Here is a 3,201-nt window from a genome sequence, read left to right on the forward strand (position 1 = left end):
CGAGCGTCGCGGCGACCGCGGGCGCGCTGGTGAAGGTGATCGCGTCCACCGTGCCGGCGACGGCCTGCCCGACGAGCCGCCGCAGCGGCGTGACGTCCTCGGCGCGCGCCCACCGGTACACCGGGATCTCGATCACCTCGGCGCCCGCCTCGTGCAGCGCGTCCGTCAGCTCCGGCTGGCGCTCCCCGTAGAGCTGGACCGCCACCCGGGCGCCCGCCAGGTCCTTCTCCAGCAGGTGCGCGATGACCTCCGCGCAGCCCTCCGACTCCGGGGACCAGCGCTCCTGCAGCCCGGCCGAGCGGATCGCGCCGCGCGCCTTCGGGCCGCGCGCCACGATGTCGGCGTCGCCGAGCGCCGCGATGAGGGCGTCGCGCAGCCCCCACCCGTCGGCCGTCTCCAGCCACGCCCGGAACCCGATCCCGGTCGTGACGACGGCGTGGTCCAGCGGCCGGGCCAGGCACGCCCGCGTCGCCTCCAGCAGCTCGGCGTCGTCGGCGAGCGGGACGAGGCGGATCGCGGGGGCGAGCACCACCCGCGCGCCGCGCCGCTCCAGCAGCGTCGCGAGCTCCTCGTGGCGGCGGGCCGCGGTCACCCCGACGGCGAACCCGGCCAGCGGCTCACTGTCGGCGGTCATCGGTGAGCGCCACCTCCACGCGGTCGCCGCCGGCCGCCCGGCGGACCGGGAACGTCGGCACCGCCACCCGCGGATCGTCCAGGCAGACCCCGGTGCGCAGGTCGAACACCTGCTTGTACATGGGCGAGGCGACCGTCGGGACGCCGTCGCGCGTGCCGAGGATGCCCCGCGACAGCACGCAGGCGCCGCTGAACGGGTCGAGGTTCGACAGCGCGTACAGGGTCCCGTCGAAGGCGCGGAACACCGCGACCTGCGTGCCGTCCAGCATCGCGCAGGCCCCGCGCTCGGGGATCAGGTCGGCGTAGGAGCAGATGTCGAACCAGCGGGCCGCGGCTTCGGCGGGACGCCTCGTGATCGTCGCTTCGGATGTGATGCTCATCGGCCGGCAACCTCCAGGCGAGTCGCGTGCGGGAACAGTGCGGGCACTGCGGCGAACGTCGCCGGCCCGGCGCCTTGACGTTGTAAGGTTCGCTCGGTGGCCGGTCGTGCCGGTCCGTCCCCGATGTTCATGAACCGAGTCTCCGCAGAGGCCGTTTCACGGTTGGGTCTCCTTTGTCACCGCCGTGTTAAAAGGCGCTCACGCCGAGATCCGGACGGCGCACACCTTGAACTCGGGCATCCGCGAGACGGGGTCGAGGGCCGTGCCGGTGAGCAGGTTCGCGCGCCCCTCCCCCGCCCAGTGGAACGGCATGAAGACCGTGTCGCGGCGGATCGCGTCCGTGACGCGCGCCGCGGCGGTGGCCGCGCCCCGGCGGCTCTCCACCTTCACGTCCTGGCCGTCCTCGACGCCGAGCCGCTCGGCGAGGTCGGGATGCAGCTCCACGAACGGGCCCGGCGCCGCGTCCGCCAGCGCCGGGACCCGGCGGGTCTGCGCGCCCGACTGGTACTGCGCCAGGACGCGCCCGGTCGTCAGGTACAGCGGGTACTCGGCGTCGACGTCCTCGGCCGGCCCGTGGTGCTCGACCGGGACGAACCGGGCACGCCCGTCCGGCGTCGGGAAGCGGTCCAGGTAGGGACGCGGCGTTCCGGGGTGGTCCTCGGACGGGCAGGGCCAGAACACCCCGCCCTCGGCCTCGATCCGCTCGTAGGTGATGCCGGAGTAGTCGGCGGCGCCGCCGGCGCTCGCGCGGCGCAGCTCGCCGAACACCCGCTCGGGGTCGGTGCTCCACTCCCCCGGCGCGCCGAGCCGCCCGGCCAGCCCGGCGATGATCTCCAGGTCGGTGCGGACGCCGCCGGGCGCGCGGACCGCCCGCCGCCGCCGCAGCACCCGCCCCTCCAGGTTCGTCATCGTGCCGGACTCCTCGGCCCACTGCGCCGTCGGGAGCACCACGTCGGCGAGCCGCGCGGTCTCCGACGGCACGAAGTCGGCGACCACCAGCAGGTCCAGGGCGCCGAGCCGTTCCTCGACGGACGCGGCGCGCGGCGCCGACACCACCGGGTTCGACCCGAACAGCAGCAGCGCCCTGGGGCCGTCCGGCGTGCCGAGCGCCGACAGCAGCTCGTACGCCGACCGGCCCGGCCCCGGCAGCGCGTCCGGCTCGATGCCCCACACCGCCGCGACGTGCGCGCGCGCCGCCGGGTCGTCGATCTTCCGGTAGCCGGGCAGCTGGTCGGCCTTCTGCCCGTGCTCGCGGCCTCCCTGCCCGTTGCCCTGCCCGGTCAGGCAGCCGTAGCCGGAGCCGGGACGGCCCGGCAGCCCGAGCACCAGCGCCAGGTTGATGAAAGCGCTGACCATGTCGGTGCCCCGCGCGTGCTGCTCGGCGCCCCGCGCGGTCAGCACGTGGGCGCGGTCCGCACCCGCCAGCAGCCGGACGGCCTCGCGCATCTTCGGGAGCGGGACGCCGGTGATGCGCTCCACCCGGTCCGGCCAGTACGCGTTCGCGACCGTCCGGACGGCGTCGAACCCGCTCGTCCGCGCCGCCACGTAGTCCTCGTCGGCGAGGCCCTCGGCGATCGCCAGATGCAGCAGGCCGTTGGCGAGCGCGATGTCGGTGCCGGCCGCGGGCTGCAGGTGCAGGTCGGCCTGCCGCGCCGTCGCGGTGCGGCGCGGGTCCACGACGATGAGCGCGCCGCCGCCGTCGCGCATGTCGGCCAGGTGGCGCATGAACGGCGGCATCGTCTCGGCCGGGTTGCCGCCCGCGAGGAGCACCGCGCCGGACGCGGCCAGGTCGGTGACGGGGCCGGGCAGCCCGCGGTCCATCCCGAACGCCCGGCCGGACGCCGCGGCCGCCGACGACATGCAGAACCGCCCGTTGTAGTCGATCTGCGAGGTGCGCAGCGCGACCCGGGCGAACTTGCCGAGCTGGTACGCCTTCTCGTTGGTGAGCCCGCCGCCGCCGAACACCGCGACGGCGTCCGGCCCGTGCTCGGCGGCCAGCCGCCCGATCCCGGAGACGATCCGGTCCAGCGCCTCGTCCCAGGTGCACGGCTCCAGCGGCGCGTCGCGGGTGCGGCGCATCATCGGGACGGTCAGCCTGTCCGGGACGGTCAGCAGCTCCGCGGCGGTCCAGCCCTTCTGGCAGAGGCCGCCGCGGTTCGCGGGGACGTCGTCGCGCGGCGCCTCCCGC

At 75.9% G+C, this 3,201-nt stretch carries 3 protein-coding genes; all 3 read right to left on the minus strand.

Annotated elements, in window-relative coordinates:
• The coding region (locus tag ABZ914_RS49150) for a uroporphyrinogen-III synthase (protein WP_500201486.1) at nucleotides 1-634 on the minus strand (634 nt) is incomplete at its 3' end.
• Nucleotides 618-1,013: a nitrite reductase small subunit NirD gene (nirD, locus tag ABZ914_RS49155; protein ID WP_190866298.1), complete on the minus strand. Its 396-nt coding sequence runs from the start codon at nucleotides 1,011-1,013 to the stop codon at nucleotides 618-620. The genes nirD and ABZ914_RS49150, both read right to left, overlap by 17 nt.
• 198 nt (nucleotides 1,014-1,211) lie before the next feature.
• The coding region (locus tag ABZ914_RS49160; RefSeq protein WP_500201487.1) for a molybdopterin oxidoreductase family protein at nucleotides 1,212-3,201 on the minus strand (1,990 nt) is incomplete at its 5' end.

Origin of the sequence: Spirillospora sp. NPDC046719 (assembly GCF_040645715.1) — a bacterium.
In the GTDB taxonomy this organism is placed as follows: domain Bacteria; phylum Actinomycetota; class Actinomycetes; order Streptosporangiales; family Streptosporangiaceae; genus Spirillospora.

Coding starts and splice junctions, on each gene's coding strand:
- nirD (WP_190866298.1), bottom strand. CDS start 1,013: ATGAGCATCACATCCGAAGCGACGATCACGAGGCGTCCCGCCGAAGCC.